The organism is Mesorhizobium sp. WSM3864, assembly GCF_002294955.1.
In the GTDB taxonomy this organism is placed as follows: Bacteria; Pseudomonadota; Alphaproteobacteria; order Rhizobiales; family Rhizobiaceae; genus Mesorhizobium.
Genome location: NZ_NSGD01000005.1, coordinates 160,651 through 178,243, shown reverse-complemented (window position 1 = coordinate 178,243; position 17,593 = coordinate 160,651). Strand labels below are relative to the sequence as shown.

Annotated in this window: 17 protein-coding genes and 1 tRNA gene; 5 read left to right on the top strand and 13 right to left on the bottom strand. The window is 63.5% G+C overall.

What is annotated here, in order from left to right; translation table 11 throughout:
* Positions 1–470 precede the first annotated feature (470 nt).
* From CK215_RS13600 to CK215_RS13585, 4 genes are all read left to right on the top strand, one after another.
* The gene (locus tag CK215_RS13600; RefSeq protein WP_067324214.1) at positions 471–1,400 is read left to right on the top strand and encodes a TIR domain-containing protein; all 930 of its coding nucleotides are present in this window, start codon (positions 471–473) and stop codon (positions 1,398–1,400) included.
* Between the two features lie 91 nt (positions 1,401–1,491).
* Entirely contained in the window at positions 1,492–2,142 is a 651-nt protein-coding gene (locus CK215_RS13595; RefSeq protein WP_095828132.1) for a bifunctional DNA primase/polymerase, read from the top strand.
* Positions 2,139–4,301 (top strand): glycosyltransferase, encoded by a 2,163-nt coding sequence (locus CK215_RS13590; protein WP_095831207.1) that lies wholly within the window; start codon positions 2,139–2,141, stop codon positions 4,299–4,301. Before CK215_RS13595 ends, CK215_RS13590 begins: the two co-directional genes overlap by 4 nt.
* Positions 4,298–5,863 (top strand): glycosyltransferase, encoded by a 1,566-nt coding sequence (locus tag CK215_RS13585; RefSeq protein ID WP_095831206.1) that lies wholly within the window; start codon positions 4,298–4,300, stop codon positions 5,861–5,863. The genes CK215_RS13590 and CK215_RS13585 overlap by 4 nt, the downstream gene beginning before the upstream one ends.
* An 85-nt stretch (positions 5,864–5,948) precedes the next feature.
* Here CK215_RS13585 and CK215_RS13580 read toward each other — a convergent pair whose 3' ends face one another.
* The 3 genes from CK215_RS13580 to CK215_RS13570 all read right to left on the bottom strand — a co-directional run bounded on the left by CK215_RS13580 (position 5,949) and on the right by CK215_RS13570 (position 8,657).
* The gene (locus CK215_RS13580; RefSeq protein ID WP_095777014.1) at positions 5,949–6,530 is read right to left on the bottom strand and encodes a DUF1349 domain-containing protein; all 582 of its coding nucleotides are present in this window, start codon (positions 6,528–6,530) and stop codon (positions 5,949–5,951) included.
* Between the two features lie 12 nt (positions 6,531–6,542).
* A complete protein-coding gene (locus CK215_RS13575) occupies positions 6,543–7,982 on the bottom strand; it encodes an aldehyde dehydrogenase family protein (RefSeq protein ID WP_095831331.1) in 1,440 nt (479 codons plus the stop codon).
* Between the two features lie 189 nt (positions 7,983–8,171).
* Positions 8,172–8,657: a hypothetical protein gene (locus CK215_RS13570; RefSeq protein WP_067003420.1), complete on the bottom strand. Its 486-nt coding sequence runs from the start codon at positions 8,655–8,657 to the stop codon at positions 8,172–8,174.
* A gap of 164 nt (positions 8,658–8,821) precedes the next feature.
* On the opposite strand from CK215_RS13570, the gene CK215_RS31610 reads away from it, so the two are divergent.
* Positions 8,822–9,007, top strand: a complete 186-nt coding sequence (locus CK215_RS31610) for a hypothetical protein (protein ID WP_176477927.1) — start codon at positions 8,822–8,824, stop codon at positions 9,005–9,007.
* A 66-nt stretch (positions 9,008–9,073) separates the two neighbouring features.
* On the opposite strand, the gene ugpC is transcribed toward CK215_RS31610, so the two are convergent.
* The 10 genes from ugpC to CK215_RS13515 form a co-directional block, all read right to left on the bottom strand.
* Complete coding sequence (gene ugpC / locus CK215_RS13560; RefSeq protein ID WP_095831205.1) at positions 9,074–10,141, bottom strand: sn-glycerol-3-phosphate ABC transporter ATP-binding protein UgpC; 1,068 nt, start codon at positions 10,139–10,141, stop codon at positions 9,074–9,076.
* Between the two features lie 3 nt (positions 10,142–10,144).
* Entirely contained in the window at positions 10,145–10,993 is an 849-nt protein-coding gene (locus CK215_RS13555; RefSeq protein WP_067003416.1) for a carbohydrate ABC transporter permease, read from the bottom strand.
* Entirely contained in the window at positions 10,993–11,916 is a 924-nt protein-coding gene (locus CK215_RS13550; protein ID WP_095831204.1) for a sugar ABC transporter permease, read from the bottom strand. The genes CK215_RS13555 and CK215_RS13550 overlap by 1 nt, the downstream gene beginning before the upstream one ends.
* A 273-nt stretch (positions 11,917–12,189) precedes the next feature.
* Positions 12,190–13,467 carry a sugar ABC transporter substrate-binding protein gene (locus CK215_RS13545; protein WP_067003717.1) on the bottom strand — a complete coding sequence of 426 codons (1,278 nt, stop codon included), beginning with the start codon at positions 13,465–13,467 and terminating at the stop codon, positions 12,190–12,192.
* Positions 13,468–13,492: 25 nt separating this feature from the next.
* Positions 13,493–14,695, bottom strand: a complete 1,203-nt coding sequence (locus CK215_RS13540; RefSeq protein ID WP_095831203.1) for a PLP-dependent transferase — start codon at positions 14,693–14,695, stop codon at positions 13,493–13,495.
* Entirely contained in the window at positions 14,692–15,423 is a 732-nt protein-coding gene (locus tag CK215_RS13535) for a FadR/GntR family transcriptional regulator (RefSeq protein ID WP_067324712.1), read from the bottom strand. The genes CK215_RS13540 and CK215_RS13535 overlap by 4 nt, the downstream gene beginning before the upstream one ends.
* A 129-nt stretch (positions 15,424–15,552) precedes the next feature.
* Positions 15,553–16,254, bottom strand: coding sequence for a DUF2161 family putative PD-(D/E)XK-type phosphodiesterase (locus tag CK215_RS13530; RefSeq protein ID WP_095831202.1), 702 nt, complete (start codon positions 16,252–16,254; stop codon positions 15,553–15,555).
* A 61-nt stretch (positions 16,255–16,315) separates the two neighbouring features.
* Positions 16,316–16,666 (bottom strand): hypothetical protein, encoded by a 351-nt coding sequence (locus tag CK215_RS13525; RefSeq protein ID WP_245299804.1) that lies wholly within the window; start codon positions 16,664–16,666, stop codon positions 16,316–16,318.
* 132 nt (positions 16,667–16,798) lie between these two features.
* Positions 16,799–16,874: transfer RNA gene (locus CK215_RS13520), tRNA-Ala, on the bottom strand.
* Positions 16,875–17,050: 176 nt separating this feature from the next.
* Positions 17,051–17,446 carry a TIGR02300 family protein gene (locus tag CK215_RS13515; RefSeq protein ID WP_067003406.1) on the bottom strand — a complete coding sequence of 132 codons (396 nt, stop codon included), beginning with the start codon at positions 17,444–17,446 and terminating at the stop codon, positions 17,051–17,053.
* Between the last annotated feature and the right edge of the window lie 147 nt (positions 17,447–17,593).

The window sequence follows — 17,593 nt, the reverse complement described above, 5'->3', positions numbered from 1 at the left end:
TCCGTTCAGCCTTGGAGCAATTCCAGGAAAAGTGTGTGACTGTCTTTCGTCGGGAATTGCGTAAACAACAGTTAGCGCGGTTCAGTGTCTGATAGCCGGCACGAGCCGATGTTCGGCCCTACCGGGTTCATTGTGCACTGCAGCATAATCTATCGCCCTATCGCCGGTGGCTCAACCGGAAATGTTGCCACGGGCAAAGAGGCGTTATCACAGGCATATTGCACAGCGAAAAGGCCGGAATGGGGCGGCCTGTTGCTCGTTGGCGGATGATCCTTCCCGAAAATCGATTTCGATTATCGGCTCATGCGAGAACAGGTCCCCGAGCATCACCACCGAGCGCGAGCTCTTCCTGCAGTTCTTCCAGAACCGCGCGGAGGTGTAGCTGGAGGCGTGTCTGGTAATGCGGTCGTTGCAATGAGATAGGACAACCGCCTACGCTGTGAGGAGTCTATTGCGCTGGAGAGAAACGAATGGCCAAGCCGCGAATCTTCCTGGGCTCCTCAGGAAAACAGAAGAAGCTGTTGCAGGCGCTGCAGCGTGGCCTTGAAGATATTGCCAATGTCGAACCCTGGACGACATCCTTCAATCCCGGGACGACAACGCTGGGGCGTCTCCTGGAGCTGACGCGCGAGGTCGACTTCGCCGCTTTCGTGTTCGCCCAGGACGACTGGACGAGCGCGAGCCAGCCGGAATCGACCACCACTGTTCCCGCCCAGGCTTCTCCGCGAGACAATGTGGTTTTCGAGGCCGGCCTGTTCGGCGGGGTTCTCGGCATGCGCCGGACCTTCATCCTGCATGCGAATGGTGCCAAGCTTCCCAGCGATCTGCTCGGCCTGACGTCGGTACGCTACGGCGAGGCAGCGACCGCCGCGGAGACCAGAGCAATCAATCAAAAACTGCGAAATGCCATCGAAAATGAGGGGCGAGTCGCCCGCATAGAGGGGTTTTGGTGGCAGTTCTCCCTGTCAGAGCGCACGGCAAGGGAGCCTTCCGCGGTCAGTCTGCTGAGGATCTCGCGGGACCGCAACGGCGCGCTGGAGCTGAACGGCCGCTCATGGCAAGAGAATGGCAGCCTGTCGGCCAGATACTGGAGCGAGGCGTCGAAGGAGAAAGGAGAGTCTTCGGGCATCTTCTACTATTGGAACGGGGAACGGCCGTTGGACGCGAACGCGCCGCAGCTGCACGGGACAGGCGAAATCCGGCTGGAATCCGCCGAGCGCGCGTCCGGATATTTCACGACACGTTCGGACACGAATCCGGAGGTGAATGCGCGAACGTCCGGCGTCTATCTGCGCGCCGATCCGCAGGACTTAACCATCCTGGACGGGAACGACAATCAGCGGCGCGTGGAGTTGATCGCAGAACGGCTAAGTCACTGGAAGTCGATCAAGAATGTCTGACGACAGTGCGGCGAAGGCGCCGGCGCTTGACGAACGGACCGTTCGGCTCAACAGATTGCCGGGAACGTCTCGATCCCGGAACATTTGGCGGATGCAGGCTGGGGCACTGACCGACTATGCCATAAGGCTGTTCGAGCGCGGCTATATCTGCCTGCCGCTTCGTGCCGGCGGCAAGCATCTCGACCTCGCGGCCATGGAGTATGATCCGTTGCACCTGCGGACGTTGCGCAAGGACCTGAAGGAACTGGCGTTCACCTCCATCACCTTCCAACTGGCGCAGAAGCCGCCGGGCCGCAGCGACATCGCGCGCTGGTTTGGCGACTTTGCCGGCAATGTCGGCATATTGGGTGGATTTGCGAACCTGATGATCCTCGATTTCGATGACGACGCCGGCTACCGTGCTTGGCGGTCCAGTCACAAGGCAATTGCGAACGGCACGCCAATAGCAAAATCGCCGAGCGGATTTCATGTCTATCTAAGAACGCGGGAACCGGTGGTCTCTTCCAGCCTCCATTTCGGCTTGCGCCGGGTGGGTCACGCGAAGGCGCTGGGCGGTTATGTCGTGGGCTGCCCATCGGAGCTGAAGGACGGCTCCTCCTACAGCTGGATCGAAGGCCAGTCGCCATTCGACATGGAACCTCAGGTGGTGGGCAATCTTGACAGTCTTTCGCTGCGCCCGGTGTCGGTGCTCAAGCATTGCTATGACCGGCTGCTCAAGCGTGGCTTCTTCGAACAGCAATGAGCGGCTCACCTGTGGCGGCTGACATCACCGTGGTTATCCCGGCAAGAAACGCGGCTGCAACCATCGTGGCGGCACTCGGCAGTCTGGCCTCCGACAGAGCGGTCATTCGCGAGATTCTCGTGATCGACGACAGGTCGAACGACCAGACGGCTGCCATGGCGAGGCAAAGCGCGCACCGTCACGGCTTGCCGCTGGAGGTGGTGAGCGTTCGACTGGGCAGAGCGGGCGCCGCGCGCAATGTCGGACTCGAGCGGGCAAGCGGCAGATCCATATTCTTTCTCGATGCCGACGACGAGGTGATGCCCGGCAGCCTGTCGCGGCTGAGCGCGGCGCTGGCAGGCCCGCCTCGCGCCGGCCTTGCCGTCGGGGCCAGCATACGGCGGACAAAAGGCCGGCCGGACAAGCTCAAGGCACCGCAAGGCTACGGCACGGACCGGCGAGAGAATGTGCGGCGCTACCTTCGCAACGAAGTGTGGCCAATCGCGATGGGAAGCGCCCTGGTCGCCGGCTGGGCGACCGCAAACCTCCGCTTTCCGGAAACGATCGGCCTCGATGAGGACACCTGCTACTGGACCGCCGTGCTGGCCCGTGCCGACGTGGTTACCGTCGAGACCCCGGTGCTGCTCTACCACCATGACGAAGAACGTATGGCGCGCCGCTTCATCACGGCACCGCGCAGTACCTTCCTTGCCATAGCGCTGGAACTGAACGGGCTGGCTGCCGCCGGGGTCGAACGGGAGGCGTTGCAGTGGCGCAAGGCCTGGATAGCTCAGCGGATTGCCCGACAGTTGATCAGGCACCGCAAGTTCGCCGATGCTGGCGGCATGATGCGCGCGGTCCGAGCGCATAAGGAGCTGGGCCGCAGTTGGAAGGCGATGCGATATCTGGCCAGGATCCGAATCGGGCGACTGACCGAGACTGAGGCTAGGATGTCGCCAATGCCCAATTCAGCGACGTCGCGCCGCACGCTGATCATATGCCACGATCCGCCGTTTCCGCCGAGGTCCGGCGCCGATCTCAGGAATTTCGGCAACGCCATGGCGGCAGCCGCGTTCGGCCCGGTCTGCCTGGCCTCGCTCCTGCCGCGAAGCAGCGACGTCCAACCTCCCGGGCCGGACATGCGCGTGACTGAGCTCATGATCAAGTCCGAACCGCGAGCGCCTTCGCTCGCCCGCTGGAGGGCCAAGGGCGAGAGCCGGATACCGCTTCCGGCGCTGGCGCGGCTCAAGGCGCTCGTGGCGGATTTTCGCCCGGATACTATTGTCGTCGAAGGCGTTGGTCTGTTCAGATTTCTCGCTCCGTTGCGGCCGATTGTCCGGCAACTCGTTCTGGACATGCACAATGTCGAATCGGATCTCGCCGGTCAGTTGCCGCGCAAGAAGCGTTGGCGGCCGTTTTCCTCAGACCTCAGGGCGCTCGAGAGAAAGGCGGCAGCCATCGTCGACCGTATCTGGGTGTGCTCGCAACGGGATCGTCAGCGGCTGGAGGCGTTTGTCCGGCCGCAAGTCCCCGTCCACATCGTGCCAAACGGCATCCCGCGAGCGGACGAGCTGCCGCGGCTACTGCCGCTGCAGCGAGCCGTCTCGGATGCGTTTCCCCTTATCCTCTATGTTGGGCATCTGGGCTATCAGCCGAACGTCGACGCCGCCGAGCGGCTGGGGCACACCATCTTGCCCCGCATTCGCCAGACGCTGCCGACCGCGAAGCTCGTTCTTGCCGGCCGTTCGCCCGAGTCGCGCGTTCGCGCCCTGGCAAGACTGGATGGGGTCAGTCTGGTCGAAGATCCGGACGATATCAGACCTCTGTTGTCCGTTGCCCATCTCGGCATCGTCCCGCTTGCCATGGGCGGCGGCACGCGCATCAAGATCCTCGAAGCAATGGCCTGGGGGGTCCCGGTCATTGCAACGCCGCTGGCAGCCGAGGGTCTCAACCTGATCGAGGGCGACGAGGTGCTTCTGTCGGACACCGACGAGGGATTGGCCGACATAGCGGTCAGACTTTGTTCCGACCATGCGCGCATGGCCAGCGTTCGCGCCCGGGCCCACGAGGCCGCGTGGTCGCGGTTCGGGCCGCAGGCGATCCGCGATGCCGTCGGTCAGGGCCTGGGCACGCCCTTCGCCGCCGACTGTGACCAAGTTCAAGCCGTGAGCCGCGGATGATCCCGAAAATCCTGCACCAGACGTGGAAGACCGACATCGTCCCACCCCGTTTCCAAGGCTATGTCGACAGCTGGAAGCGGCATCATCCGGACTGGACGATGATGTTCTGGAACGATCGGACTTTGCTCGAGTTCGTGGCCGCACACTATCCCAGCTTCCTGCCGACCTTTTGCAGCTACGAGTATGGTATCCTGCGCGCCGACGCGGGCCGCTATCTGCTTCTCCACCATTTCGGCGGCGTCTATGCCGATATCGATTGCGAATGCGTGGCGCCGTTCGATCCGATCCTGGGCGAGGATCGGATCGTGTTCTGCACGGAGCCGGACGCCCACGCACGCGTGCAGGCGGACTTTCGCGGATTGCCTTACCTTCTGTTCAACGGGACCATGGCCAGCCCGCCGGGGCACCCATTCTGGCTTCATTTGCTGTCGTTCCTGCCCGGGCTCGTCCGCGCAAAACAGGCGATCGACGCCACCGGGCCGTGCGTGCTTACCTCCGCGCAACTCGGCTATCCAGACCAGACGGCGTTTGCGATCCATCCGGCCGAGTTGTACTCGCCTCTCGATTCGTCGGGAAAGCGGGCGGGCAGCGGCGGCATGACGTTGTCGATCCACCACTGGGCGGGCACATGGTGGACGCCGGAGAAGCCCGCCCGGTTGCGGCATAGGCTGCGCAAGTTGATCTACCAGGCCCGGCACCGCCTGACGCGCGGGACTGTTTCCGATGAGCAAGCCGCCCGGCAAAGCGTCAGCCAAGCGGCCGTCGCAGCGCGGCCACCATCGGGATCCAACCTCGCCGTGCTGGTGCCGCTGCGCGATGCGGCCCAACACATAGAGCCATTCCTCGCCGCGTTGCGGCAGCTCGACTACCCAAAAAATAGGATGAAGCTCGTCTTTTGCGAAGGCGACAGTTCAGATGACAGCTGGGAGCGGCTGCAAGGCGCCACTGCGGCCCTGGGCAAGGACTATCGTGAGGTCGTGCTGCTGCGGAAACAACTCGGCACCGAGCTTGACCGCGACAAGCGAGCGAACCGGCAGCTGCAACGCGTCAGGCGCAGCGGCATCGCCAAGGTGCGTAACCATCTGATCGATAAGGGGCTGACCGAAGAGGACGACTGGGCGCTGTGGATCGACATCGATGTCTGGTGTTTTCCAGCGGACGTCGTGACCCGGCTGATTGCAAGGGGGCACCGCATCGTCGCGCCGCACTGCGTAAAAGTCCCAGGTGGCGACAGCTTCGACCTCAACAGTTTCGTCACGGTGCGGCACAACAAAGACCATAGCTACTTCCGCCATGTTCACGACGGTCTCTATCAGCCTCCGCGGCACACCCATGCAAGGCTGCATATGAGCGACGTCCGCCACCTCGACAGCATCGGCCTGGATGGTGTCGGCGGCACCATGCTCTTGGTCGATGCCGCCTTGCATCGCGGCGGCCTTCGCTTTCCGGAGATCCCCTATCGCGACCTGATCGAGACCGAGGGTTTCGGCGCCCTGGCGAACGATCTCGGTATCAGGCCGATCGGACTGCCGCGGCTGGAGATACAGCACGTCCCCTGGTGAGGCCCCGTTCCCAGTTTCCCTCCAGAAACGGCCGGCCGCGGAGGGCAGCGTCGCAGGTGCGCGCGGGCAGCGCCGCGCGCCACCATCAATCGTGCAACTCTCTCGCGATTGGCGGGCCAACGCTGAAGCCCGAGAACATCACCTCGAAGCCTTCGCGCTGCGGCGAGCAGCACATCATGCCGACGTCGACGCTCCGCGAGACCGGGAAATGGGCCAGCCGCACCGGTTTCCAGCGGCCGTCCGCGGCTTCGAGGTACTGAACGCGAATGGCTTCGGCGTGGCGGGTCAGACGGATCCGTACGCCGTCGGGGTCTGTCGGAATGCTGACCAGCGACCAGTCGGAGGTGTCGTTGGTGACGACAACGGAAAAATAGGCGAGGCCGTCCGTGTATTCGATGCCGGCCTTGATCCAGTGCGTTTCGCTGAGCCGCAGCATCAGCCCGGCCTGATCGTAGAGTACCTCGTAATTGCCCTTGACGCTGACCTCGGCGCTGAAGTCGCCCGCCACGGGACGATAGAGGAAATGACCGTTGTCGCGGCGGAAGCCGTAGAAAGTCTCGCGCCAGAAGTCGGTCTCCTTGCCGGTGCGGACATGCAGCGTCCCGTCGCCGAACACATGGTGCGGCGGCGGGTTGAGCCAGGCCATTCCGGCAAAGTCAGAGGTCATGAAGCCTGCCCGTCAGCCGACGAACGTATAGGCAGTCTTGACGGTAGTGTAGAACTCCATGGCGTAGCGGCCCTGCTCGCGCGGGCCGTAGCTCGAGCCCTTGCGGCCGCCGAACGGCACATGGAAGTCGACGCCCGCCGTCGGCAGGTTGACCATTACCATGCCGGCTTCGGAGTTGCGCTTGAAATGCGTCGCGTGCTTCAGGCTTGTCGTGCAGATGCCGGAGGTCAAGCCGAACGGCGTGTCGTTGGCCACAGTCAGCGCCTCATCATAATCCTTGACGCGGATGACATTGGCGACCGGGCCGAAGATTTCTTCGCGCGAGATGCGCATGGCATTGGTGGCGCCGGTAAACAGCGCCGGCCTGAGATAGAAGCCGGGAGTCTCGCGCTCCAGCCGCTCGCCGCCGAAGGCGAGCTCGGCGCCTTCCTGGCGGCCGATGGCGATATAGTCCTCATCCTGCTTGAGCTGGGTCTGGTCGACGACCGGGCCGATCTGGGTCTTGGCGTCCAGCGCGTCGCCGATGACCAGCTTGTCCAGGCGCTCCTTCATGGCGTCGACGAAACGGTCATGGATGCCTTCGGTGACGATGAGGCGCGAGGACGCGGTGCAACGCTGGCCGGTCGAGAAATAGGCGCCGTTGACGGCACAATCGACGGCCACCGCAAGGTCCGCATCGTCGAGCACGACGAGCGGGTTCTTGCCGCCCATCTCGAGCTGGAACTTGCGCATATGCTCCACACTCGCCGCGGCGACACGCTTGCCTGTGCCGACCGAGCCGGTGAAGGAGATGGCGTTGACGTCCGGGCTGTCGAGCACGGCCTGGCCGACGACAGAGCCCTTGCCCATGACGAGGTTGAGCACGCCCTTCGGCAGCCCGGCACGATGCAGGATGTCGACGATGGTCCAGGCACTTTCGGGGACCAGTTCCGCCGGCTTGAAGACGATGGTGTTGCCGTAGGCCAGCGCAGGCGCAATCTTCCAGGCGGGAATGGCGATCGGGAAGTTCCACGGCGTGATGATGCCGACGACGCCGACGCCTTCGCGGGTCATCTCGACACCGACGCCGGGGCGCACGCTCGGCACAAGCTCACCAGACAGCCGCAGCGTCTCGCCGGCGAAGAAGTCGAAGATCTGCGCGGCGCGGATGGTTTCGCCGACGCCTTCGGCCAGGGTCTTGCCTTCTTCGCGAGCGAGAGACCGGCCGATCTCGTCCTTGCGCGCCATGATCTCGTCGGAAGTCTTCTTCAGCACGGCATGGCGCGCCAGCGGGCCGGAGCGCGACCAGGCCGGGAAGGCCGCCTTGGCGGCCGCGATGGCCTGCTTGGCCTCCTCCGGCCCTGCCGAGGCGTATTCGCCGACCACATCGTTGGTGTTCGACGGGTTGATGTTGCGCGAGCCGGCCTCGCCCAGCCACTCGCCGTCGATCAGGTTCTTGCGGAGCACGGTCATCTTCATTCCTTCGAGATTGGCAAGTGTGTTCGAGATTGGCTGGCGTGGCAAAGCGCCGATCATTTGTCAGACAAATGATATAGCCATGGTCGGCGGAAACGTCTACCCGAGAGCTTTCGATAAAGGTAGGCGCGCGGCGGTGGAAGTCCACCGGCTTCGTCCTTCACGACAAAGGCCTGACGGCCTCCTTCAGAGGGAGAACGACCAGAACAGGCAGGCGAGCGTTGCCGCGGCGAAGATGACGAAGAACAGGCTTCTGAGCAGGATGTTGCGGCGAAGCTCATTCATGGCGAGATGCGCGCCGACGATCGCCGGGACGAACAGGAAGCGCCAGTTGAGAATTGTCCAAGGCACCTCGCGCTGGCCGAGCGCCCATCGGGCGAGAAGCGAACCGACAATGGCGGCGAACAGCACGATCGTCGCCCAGAAGATCGCGTCGGCGGCATGCGTAAGCACAACCCCGGCGGCGCGGATGGGCAGGATCATCATCAACAGCGCGCTGAAGAAATAAATGGCGGCGATGGCAAGGAACGAACCCGCGTCGGCAATGCCGTCGAGACGCTTAACGCCGAAGGCGCCCTGGGGGTAGCCGTGCCTGGCGACCGCCAGCGAGAGCGCCATCAGCAAGGCGCTCAGAACCGTGACCAATGCGAATGTGCCGAGAGCCTTGCTCATGCCGTTCCCTGTCGAGACGAATCACGGGAGTCTAGCAGAGCGCGGCCGCAGAAAACCGCAATTCACCTCGCGGCAGTATCGAAGCGTCAGGGCTTCTGCGAGGCCGAGACGAGTTCGGCCTTGCGCCGGGCCGTCTCCCGGCCGACGTCGATGAAGAGGCGCGGATGGCGGGCCAATTCCATGTTGTCGGTCCACAATTGCGCCAGATCGCCGTCTTCCTCAAGAGGTTCTCGCCGACGATCTCGGAGAGAAGGATTCGCGTCGATCACGACAGCGCAGGCGAGGTCGGTGCAGGCGTGGCGACGAGGCTGGTCTTGTCCGGGATATTGGCCGACTATCAGGCGACCTGACCGGACTGTTCCAAGAGCCTGGCGCGTGGCCCGATTACACTCTGGACGCCTTCCGCCGGCGCTGACCTATCCGATGCGAGCGCCGCTTGCCGGATCGAACAGATGCAGCGCCGCTGGGTCGGCGGCGAGCCGGATCGCGTCGCCCGGTTTGACATTGCTGCGGCCCATGACGAAGACGCAGATCTGCTGGTTGGCCAGCCTGACATAGAATTGCGTCGACAGGCCGAGCGGCTCGACGACCTCGACCTGGCCTTTCAGCGGGCCGTCGTCGGCCAGCCGGATGTGTTCCGGCCGCAGCCCGACGGTCAGCGCATCGCCATCCTTCAGCGGCAATCCGTCCGGCAGCCTCAGCTTCTGGCCGTCGGCCAGCACGGCATCGACCTTGCCGCCCTTGGCGACCTTTGCCGGCAAAAAATTCATGCCGGGCGAGCCGATGAACCCGGCGACGAAAGTGTTGGCGGGACGATCGTAGAGCTCCAGCGGATGGCCGACCTGCTGCACATAGCCGTCATGCATGACGACGATGCGGTCGGCCATGGTCATCGCCTCGACCTGGTCGTGCGTGACATAGACCGAGGTTGTCTTCAGCTGCTGGTGCAGCGCCTTGATCTCGGCGCGCATGTGGACGCGCAGCTTGGCGTCGAGGTTCGACAGCGGCTCGTCGAACAGGAAGACTTTGGGATCGCGCACGATGGCGCGGCCCATGGCGACGCGCTGGCGCTGACCGCCGGAAAGCTGGCGCGGCAGGCGGCCGAGAAACGTCTCCAGACCGAGGCGCTTGGCGGCGGCGCCCACCCTGCCGTCGATCGTCGTCTTCTCGGCCTTCTTCAGCATCAGGCTGAAGCCCATGTTCGAGGAGACGTCCATATGCGGGTAGAGCGCATAGGACTGAAACACCATAGCGATGTCGCGGTCCTTCGGCGCCACATCGTTGACCAGCCGCTCGCCGATGCGGATCTCGCCGCCGGTGACCTCCTCCAGGCCGGCGATCATGCGCAGCAGCGTTGACTTGCCACAGCCGGACGGGCCGACCAGCACGACGAACTCGCCGTCGGCGATCTCGAGATCGACGCCGTGCAGGATGCGCAGCGCTCCATAGTCCTTCTCGACATGTTGCAGGGTGACGGAAGCCATCGATTATCCTTTGACAGCGCCGGCGGTAAGGCCGGTGACGAGATAGCGTTGCAGGAAGGCGAAGAAGATGCAGACCGGGATCAGCGCCAGGATGGAGGCCGCCATCATCTGCCCCCAGTCGACGGCGAACTTGCCGATGAAGGTGAGCAGGCCGACGGCAAAGGTCTTCTGCTCGTCGCTGGAGATCAGCATCAGCGCGAACAGCAATTCGCTCCAAGCGGCGGTGAAGACGAAGCCGAGCGTCGCCCCCATGCCGGGCAAGGTGAGGGGCACGATCACCCGGCGCATCGCCTGGGCGCGCGTGCAGCCGTCGATCATCGCCGCCTCCTCCAGATCCTTCGGAATGCTGTCGAAGAAGGATTGCATGAGGAAGGTGGCGAAGGCGGTGTTGAAGGCGGTGTAGATGATGATCAGCCCGGTCAGGCTGTTGGTCAGGCCGAGATCGCCCATGATGCGGTAGATCGGCGGGATGACCATGACCAGCGGGAAAGTCTGGGTCAGCAAGAGCAGGATCGCTAAAGTCGCCTTGCCGCGGAAGGTAAAGCGCGACATCGCATAGCCGGCAAGCGTGGCGATGACCGTGACCAGTGCCGCCGTCGACACCGAGACGATGACGCTGTTCAAGAAGTAGCGCGGGAAGTCGGAAGCCTCCAGCACGGTGTCGAAGTTCTTGAGCGTCGTTTCCGATGGCCAGAAGGTTATGCCTTCGGAATAGAGCAGCCGCTCCGGCGTCACAGAGATCTTCAGCGTCCAGAAGATCGGGAACAGCGCGAAGACGACATAGGCGGCGATCGCGGCGTAGAGGCCGATGCCGCCGGCGATGCGCGAAGAGGTGGAACGGCCGGCGATCATCAGACATGCCTCACAAGTGTGCGGCGGATGGCTATCAGGCCAACCGCATAGGCAATGAGCAGCACCAGCAGCAGCACCGCGACTGCGGACGCATAGCCTTTGTCCAGCGACTTGAAGGCGCTGACATAGATGTAGACCGGCACCGTGCTGGTCGAGCCTGCCGGTCCGCCCTCGGTCATGACGAAGATCAAGTCGGCGAAGGTCGCGATCCAGATGGTGCGCAGCATTACGGTGATGACGATGGTCGGCGCCAGGAACGGCAGCGTCACCTTGGTGAAGCGCTGCCAGGGCGAGGCGCCGTCGATGGCTGCCGCCTCATGCAGTTCCGACGGGATCGACTTCAACGCCGCAAGCAGCGTGATGGCGAAGAAGGGAATGCCGAACCAAATGTTGGCGACGATCGGCCCCCACATGGCTGTCGCCGGATCGGAAAGCACGTTGGTCGGCTCGGCCTTCAGGCCGAGCGCGAAAAGCCAGTGCGGCAGCGGGCCGATGATCGGGTTGAACAGCCAGGCCCAGGTAAGGCCGGAAAGAAAGGACGGCACCGCCCAGGGCAGGAACACCACGGCCTGCACGACCTTGCGGCCATAAAAGGGCTTGTCGAGCAGCAGCGCCAGACCAAGCCCGAGGAAGAACTGGAAGAACAGGCTGGCGGCAGTCCACCAAAGCGTGTTGACCAGCGCCTGGCCGAGCACCGCGTCGGAGAGCATCGCCTGGTACTGGCCGAGCCCGACATATTCCGATTTGAAGGCGGAGAATTTGCGGAAGGAATAGCTGATGCCGATGATCAGCGGCACCAGGAGCACGACGACCAGCAGGACGATAGCCGGCGAAAGATAGAGCCAGGGCTCGATCGCGGCCTTGCTCAGCCGCTTCTTGCGCGGCCGGCCGGTGGATCGGACTTCGGACACTGCGTAGGTCATGGATTTGGCTCTACGGGTGATGGTGAGGCCAGCGTGGCGACAGCGTCCCTCTCCCCATTCTACGGGGAGAAGATGCCGGTTCACCCTCCGCTGCAGCGCAGCTGCTGCGGAGGAGGGCAGGCAGATGAGGAGCGGAGCCGACTTTCAGGATTCGGCGCTGCCCCTCATCCGTCACTTGTCCGTGAATGTCGTTCTCCCAAAACCGCTTCGCACTTTTGGGCGACATTCATCGGGTGACACCTTCTCCCCGCAAGCGGGGAGAAGGAAGAAAGGTCACTTCTTGTTCTTGGCCAGCCAGGCCTGCTGCTCCTTGGTCAGGAACGCCGCCCACTCGTCGGCCACCTGCTTGGCCGGCTTCTGGCCAAGCAGCACTTCCTGGAAGTTCTTGATCGCCACCTGGTCGACGAAGTTGCCGAGGTTTTCCAGATGCGTCGGCGGCGTCACCATTTCATATTTCGAGCTGTCGTTGAGCTCGGTGAACCAGCCCTTGAACTGCTCGGTCTTGAAGTGGGCGTCCTGATCGGCGCCGTTGTGGATCGGGACGACGCCGACTTCCTTGGCCCATTCCAGATTGTCCTTGGGCGACAGCAGCGTCGCCATCAGCTTCCAGGCTTCGTCCTTGTGCTGCGAATTGGCGAACATCGCCCAGCCGGCATAGCCCAGCGTCGGATAGGATTTGCCGCTCGGGCCGACCGGCAGCGGCGCGACCGCAAAGTCGTCGGCGCTCATCTTGTCGGCGATGCCGAGCAGCGCGTCCGGATCCTGGTTGAGCATGGCGCAGGTGCCGGAATAGAAGCCGGTCACCGTCTCGTTGAAGCCCCAGCTCACGGAATCCTTCGGCGCCAGGCCGTTCTTGTACATGTCGGCCAACATCTGCAGCCCCTTGACCGAGCCCTCGTCATTGATGGTCGAAGTGCCGTCCTCGGTGAAATAGCCGCCCTTGCCGGCGGCGATGTTCATGAACATGTGCATGCCGTTGAAGGCGCCGGGACCGCCGCGGAGGCAATAGCCGTATTTGCCGGGGATGGCGGAGATCTTTTTGGAGAACTCGACGAACTCGTCGAGGTTTTCCGGCGGACGGTCAAGACCCGCTTCCTTGAACAGCTTCTTGTTCCAGAACAGCGCGTTCACATAGTAGCCGTAAGGGATCATGAACTGGGTGTTGTTGACTGTCGAGCCGAACTGCTTGGCCCGGTCGCCGAGCGTCTTGGCGTCGTCCCATTTGGCCATGTAGGGGCCGAGATCCTCGAGCTGGCCGTTGTTGGCATAGAGGCCCATCCAGCGTTCCGGCATCTCGACCACGTCGGGCGTGTCGCCGGCCTGAACCATGGTGAGAAACTTCTCGAACGCCTGACCCCAAGGCAGCGAGACGAGCTCGACCTTGATGCCGGGATTGGCCTGCTCGAATTCGGCGATCTGCTTCTTCAGGAATTCGGTGCGCGGCGGGCTGGTGATGACCTCGACCATCTTGATGGTGGTGTCGGCCAGCGCGGCCCCGGCGGAAATCGCCAGGCCGGCAGCGGCGGCAAGCAGGATTGTCAGTCTTTTCATGTTCGGAACTCCCATTTTGAACACCTTATTTTTTTGCCTTGTCGAAGGCCTGGGCGATGTCGGCCCAGAGGTCCTCGACGTTCTCCAATCCGACATTGAAGCGGATGGTTCGGGGGCTGACGCCGAAGCGCGCCATCGAATTCAGACCCGGCGTCTGCTCGAGCGAGGCCTTGGCCGGCACGACCAGGCTTTCATGGCCGCCCCAGCTGACGCCGATGCGGAACAGCTTCAGCGCATCGACGAAAGCCGGAATGTCGACATCTTCCGCGACCTCGAAAGAGAACAGCCCGGCATAGCCGGCAAGCGTCTTCTTTCCGGGATGATTGGAGTAGGCGGGATGGTTGACCCGCTCGACCTTGCCATGCGCCTTCAGCCGCTCGGCGAGCGTGAGACCGCTCTTCATATGATGCGGCAGCCGCAGCGGCAGCGTGCGCAGGCCGCGCAGCAGAAGCCAGCCCTCGAAAGGCGACAGCTTGCCGCCAAGCGATGAATAGGTCTGCTCGTTGATGTGCTTGATATGCGCGGCCGAGCCCGCCACCACCCCGGCGACGGTGTCGCTGTGGCCGCCGAGATATTTCGAGGCCGAGTGCAGCACCAGATCGACACCATGCGAAATCGGCTTCTGGAAGACGGGCGTCGCCCAAGAATTGTCGATGGTGGTGACGATGCCCCGTTCCTTCGCCAGCCGGGTCAGGTGCGCAATGTCCTGCAGCTCGAACATCATCGAGGTCGGGCTTTCGAGGTAGAGCAGCTTGGCGCCCGGAAGCGCTGCCGCCACCGCATCGGGGTCCGAGCCGTCGACATAGTCGACCTTGATTTGCAAGCGCGGGAACAGGCGCTCGAACAGGCGGTAAGCGTCGCCATAGCAGTTGCGTACGGCAACGATCCGTTCGCCGGCGCCGACGAAGGCGAGCACGGTGGCGCTGATCGCCGCCATGCCGCTGGAAAAGCCCCGCGCGGCTTCCGCACCTTCCAAGGCCGCGACGCGCGCCTCGAATTCCATCACCGTCGGGTTGTCGCCGCGCGAATAGATCGGCTGCCTTCGCCTGCCGGCAAAGGTGTCGGCCATGTCGGCGTAATTGTCGAAGGTGAAGAGCGATGTCTGGTAGATCGGCGGCACCACAGCGCCGCCGGGGAACGGATCGTCATGCGCGAGAAGAGTCGCCGCCTCGCCGAGATAGTCGCTGGCCAAAGAAGCCGGGTCGAACCCTGTGGGATGCTCGTTCATTTGCGATCCAAAAGCTTGAGGTTGGCGGCGCCGCGCTTCAAGTCGTTTTCGACAGTAGCGATGAGCTTCAGCGCTTCGGCCCGGGCTCCCTCCGGGTCGTGCGCGGCGATGCGGTCGAAGATGGTGCGGTGATAGGGAAAGCTGGCATGGCCGAAATCGCGCACGCCGAGCGGATGCTCCCAGAAGCGGTGGAACAGCTCGTGCATGGCGCTGATGATCTGCTCGAACAGCGGATTGCCGGAGGCGCGGTAGACCGACTGGTGGAACTCCCAGTCTTCCTCCGACGACATGCCGGCGCGGCTGTGGAAGGCTTCTTCCATGATGTCGAGCTTGCGCTCGATCTCGGCGACCTCAGCCTTGCCGGCGCGGACGGCGCAAAGAGCGGCGGCCTCGGCCTCCAGCGCGCGGCGGATCTCCAGGGTGCGCATCAGGCCGGCAAAGTCGTTGCCGCCGGCAAGGGTCAGCGGCATGTGCAGCATGTCGGGCGAAACCGCCGCCTTGAGGTAAGTGCCGCTGCCCTGGCGCCGCTCTACGAGGCCCAGCCCCTCCCAGCGGGTGAGTGCCTCGCGAACCGTGTTGCGGCTGACCTTGAGGCGCTCGGCCAGGATGCGCTCGGTCGGCAGTTTTTCACCGGGACCCAGCGCCTCCTGCCGCACGAAGCCGGCCAACGCCTTCAGGACCGCATCATCGCGGGCCGTCGTCTGGATCGGCGGGAGAGGGTCGGTCACGCTGGTGAATTCCGAAAGTGGTCCAATGGTCCAACCAATTTCTGCATGAACGAAGAGGTGAGTCAACCATGCAGGTCCGATTCGGCGATTTCGATCGATAGCCGAGGGTGCGCGGGCGGCGTCGGCCGGTCACGCGCCGAGCTTCGCTCCAAGCTGCTCGACCTGCAGCGGATCGTCTAGGATCCCATGAGATTGTGCGGCCTCCTGCCCGAGTTCGGTCAGAGCGTAGATGCCGCGCTCGGCCCTGGCGAACCAGCCATAATAGTTGTGCAGCAGGATGCTGGCCGCGCGGGGGGCAACGAGTTTCAAATCGCGCGGCCGCTTCGGGCCGTCGGCCATGGCGGCGGCGCAGGCAATCGCTTCCTGGCGGTATGCGGTCATGATCGGCTTTTGCCGCGTGCTGCCGCCGATGGAGGGATCGCCCTTGCGGCGGTGATGCTCCTCGACCAGCCGCGAGCGCCGCCTCGGGTCGCGCCGCGGCGGCACGGCGGCCGGGCTGAGCAGCAACTCGACCTTGCCTTTCCCGTCGACCGCGAGCAGGCCGAAGCCGAGCCGCCGGCAGAGCGCGCGAAAACGTCGATCGTGCTCGCGGCCCTTGCCGCGCGCCGACATCCGCGCGGCGAGCCAGACCTCGTCGCAGGCCGCCGCCCGATCGACGCCTTGCAGAACGAGCTCGAGATTGAACTGCAGCTTCAGCTCGCAGATGACGACCACGGGCGGCTCGCCTTCGCGCAACCCGACGATGTCGCAGCCGCCGACCTCGCCTTTGACGGTGAAGTCGAGGCTCTCGAGGAACCGCTTCACCGGTGCATAGAGGGACGTTTCCTGCATGGGAGAGGCATAGCCGATTCGAGCCCGGCCTACACGGCAGAAGGCGACGCGACCGCCGCCGCTATTGCTTGGCGAACTGGCCCCTATAGGTCTGGCCGGCAAGCGTGTAGGTGCCGGCAAGCGTTCCGTCAGGCTGCATCGTAAACGTGATGTCTGCGCCGTTCGGCAGGCGTCCAAGCTTTAATGTGTTCCCGGCGATCCTGCCGGCGCCATCGGCGATCCCCGGCTTGTTGTCGGCCATATCGCCCCATGCGTAGCTGACCGTCACCTGCCCGGCCGGTGAAACGGTCAGCACGGCCAGCTTGCCTTCAAAGGTGCCATCCAGCCGTCCCGCCCAAATGCCTGAAAACGCCGCATATCGGGCGGGGACACTCTTGCCCGGAGGCGTGATCGCCACGGTTTGGTCGAGCACCGCAGTGTCCGGGACAGCGGGAGCCGCGACAGCAGCCGGGGCAGGTTGAGGAGGAGGAGGCGGGGCCTCGGATACCGATTGACAAGCGACAAGCGCCAATGCCGCGAAACCGAGCATCACAGAAAGACTGTTTGGTGGAGCCAATCGGAATCGAACCGACGACCTCTTGAATGCCATTCAAGCGCTCTCCCAACTGAGCTATGGCCCCACTCCCGGCAGTCAGCCGGCGCCGTTTCCGGCGAAGAGATCCGGCGCGGTTGGGCACCGCGCCGTCGTTTAGTGCTGGCGGCTTCTAGCGCCGCCTTCGGTCAAGATCAAGCCTTGAAAAGCCGCTTTTTCGTCACAGGTCAAAATGGCCGGCAAACAATCGCGCCGGGGCCGAAATCAGACCTCGTCCTCGTCGTCGCCGACGCCGATCATATCGGAAACGTCGTCGTCCTCTTCCTCCTCGTCGGCAAGGAAGGTGTCATCGTCATCGTCACCGAGATCGACATCATCCTCGTCGTCGCCGAGATCGGGCAGATCGTCGCCGCCGCCCTTGGTCTCCTCGTCCGCATCTTCGAGCGAGACGATTTCGGCGCCTTCTTCCTCCTCGGAGTCGACTTCCTTGTCGGCGACGTCCTCATCGTCCTCGATCGCGGAAATCTTGCCTTCCTCGAAATAGGAGCGCGGATAGCTCTTGCCGGTGTAGGGCGAGACGATCGGGTCCTTGTTCAGATCGTAGAATTTCCGCCCCGTTTCGGGGTCGACACGTTTTGTGCCAAGTTCAGGTTTTGCCACAGCAAGCCTCGTCAAAAAAAGAATGGTCCCCTTAACCGCAGTTTTCCGCGCTGTCAAAGCCAAAAGCCGGCATCGCAAAACCTTGCATTCGAAGGCCCGCGTGAGGGGATGACCATTGCGGCGCGCCGTGATACGAGACCGCCGCAA